Genomic DNA, 2,075 nt, shown 5'->3' on the forward strand with positions numbered 1-2,075 from the left:
GTAGGGAGCCAGGTCGAGAAGGAATCCGCGCCGGCGGTGTCCAGGGAGACGGGTGCGGCGGCGAGGTTCATCCAGGCAGCGATGCCCTGCTCTACCGCATCCTGGAGGTCGATCCGGTGCTGGGCGGCCCGGATCTTCAGATCGTGGCGGAGTTGGCTGGGGAGTTTGGAGACGACCTTCTCGCGGTCGGCGGCTGGCGAGCTCATGACGGACACCTTACTAACGCGGGTGCCCTGCTTGCGACTTCAACGCGTTAGCTTTCACACCTCCTGCTATTACGCCGTAATAACTGGCGGCACCGTGCGATACCACCGGCCCAGCACTCCAGGTATTACGGCGTAATAGCCTGCAGCCCTCCCCCTCGAGACCGGTGCACTCTTCAGCCATTACGCCGTAAAGGCGCAAGGCACCCTGCCCTTGCGGGCCACCCCACCCAGTGCTCCACCGGGGTGAACCAGCCCGCATAGCACGGCGATCGTCACCGCCCGTCAATGGAAGCCGTCACGGCCAGAGTGGCAAATCTCGTGCCGGGGCCCCGCATTGGCCTGTACTGCGGGCAAGGACGGTCGGGGGCCAGCAACTCCGGATCAGGTGTCCTCATCCGCGTCGTTGAAATCGAGCGTGAGCATGCGCCGATGCGGGGATCGGGCAGCCCGACTCCCCCACCCCGGCCGCAGGGCCAAGGCACCCCACTCCCTGCGGCAGCAGATAGACAGGGTTCCGGGCCTCGGAATGGCCAAATGCCGTGTTGTCCAACGCGTCTGGCAGTGAGATCGCACCAGCCGACATTAGAGTCGATCTGGCAGAAGACCAGTTCCACGGCGAAGGCAACCCGACGTGGGTCGAGCTGCCCCGACGACTGACCGCCCACACGGCGACGGCGATCCGATCACCAACTCCGAGACAGATGAGGTGGACAGCCGACAAGGCTGCGTATGCGGGCGGTCCTCCGACACCTTCCTCAGAGCTGACACGCCAGGTCTATGAGAGGCGTTGGCCCTGAAACCGGCCGGACGTTAGGATCGCGCACACGGAAGAATCGAACATCTCGAACACTCCCCTACCGCTGTCAGTCTTCACCGTAGATGCGTCGCCTGAGCCTGATCGGACAGTTGCGGGCGCTACGAGAACGACATGCCGTCGGCTTCTCGAGCCTCAACGTGAGGTGCAGGGCTGCCGCTATTACGGCGTAATAGCGGCAGCCCTGCACCTCACGTTGAGGGTGAGAGACGAGAGCTACCGAACGCAACTGGGGTTTGTCGAAGCAGGGCGGACGTGGTCGTAACCCGTTCCGCTCCCCATATAGCTGTCGCCTCAAAGATGAGGGCATGCCCCAGAGCGAAGCGGATCTACTGGCGTTGCTGCGCGAACTCGCTGATTTGGAGTGGCCGCAGCGCTACAACTGCGGTGAGGCCGCAGCCTTCTTGGGTGATCTGGCGACCTGGTTCGGAGATGACTTCGCGGCTCGCTGCACAGCTGAGCAGGACTCCCAGGGCGTCAGCGGAAACGGAGGCGCCGTGCCCGCGGACAGACCGTGAAGGGAACCCGGACGTTGTCTGGGTGAGCAAGTTCGGCTCGCTGGCTCTGGTCTGCGCGGACAATCCCGGGGCCTTCCTCGGGACGTGAAACGTCCAGGGCGAGGGCTAGGCGAGGGCGAGCTGGAAGGCATCGTCCGCGTACCCGGACGATCGGAGTGCTGCCCCTGCAGCCTCAGGTCTTGGTACGCGGCGTGTCATCGACTGGCTGGCCTCGTCCTCGAAGGCCACCCAGGCTTCGGGCGCCGCGCGATGCTCGTACCCCGACGATGCAGTGGAACGGTAGAAGCAGGAGATGCGGCCATGGTGGCGCGAGTGGAGACGATGATGGGCCAGTTGTTCCACGTCTCATACAGCTATTACGCCGTAATAGCCTCGGCTTCGGCCGCACTGCAAAGGGGCCCATCGCAGTACTCGGGTGAGTCATCCGGCTCCTGGTGCCAAGGTGGTCCGCTCCCCCGCATCCAGGACGAGGACTCTCCTGAGCAGCGAATCGGATCCACGGCGGCTTCTGCCGGGGTTGTCCTCCCCCCGGACTTG

The 2,075-nt window shown here is 64.4% G+C and carries 1 protein-coding gene and 1 pseudogene; one reads left to right on the forward strand and one right to left on the reverse strand.

What is annotated here, in order from left to right:
- Nucleotides 1–206: pseudogene (locus tag ABD378_RS43175) on the reverse strand (ParA family protein); the annotation flags it as partial.
- A gap of 1,122 nt (nt 207–1,328) precedes the next feature.
- On the opposite strand from ABD378_RS43175, the gene ABD378_RS43180 reads away from it, so the two are divergent.
- Nucleotides 1,329–1,538, forward strand: coding sequence for a hypothetical protein (locus ABD378_RS43180; RefSeq protein ID WP_344530856.1), 210 nt, complete (start codon nt 1,329–1,331; stop codon nt 1,536–1,538).
- The last annotated feature ends 537 nt before the right edge of the window (nt 1,539–2,075 follow it).

Origin of the sequence: Streptomyces rectiviolaceus (assembly GCF_039533825.1) — a bacterium.
GTDB classification, from domain to species: domain Bacteria; phylum Actinomycetota; class Actinomycetes; order Streptomycetales; family Streptomycetaceae; genus Streptomyces; species Streptomyces rectiviolaceus.

Excerpts from the sequence above, each read along its gene's own strand:
- ABD378_RS43180 (WP_344530856.1), top strand. The coding sequence starts at position 1,329 with ATGCCCCAGAGCGAAGCGGATCTACTGGCGTTGCTGCGCGAACTCGCT.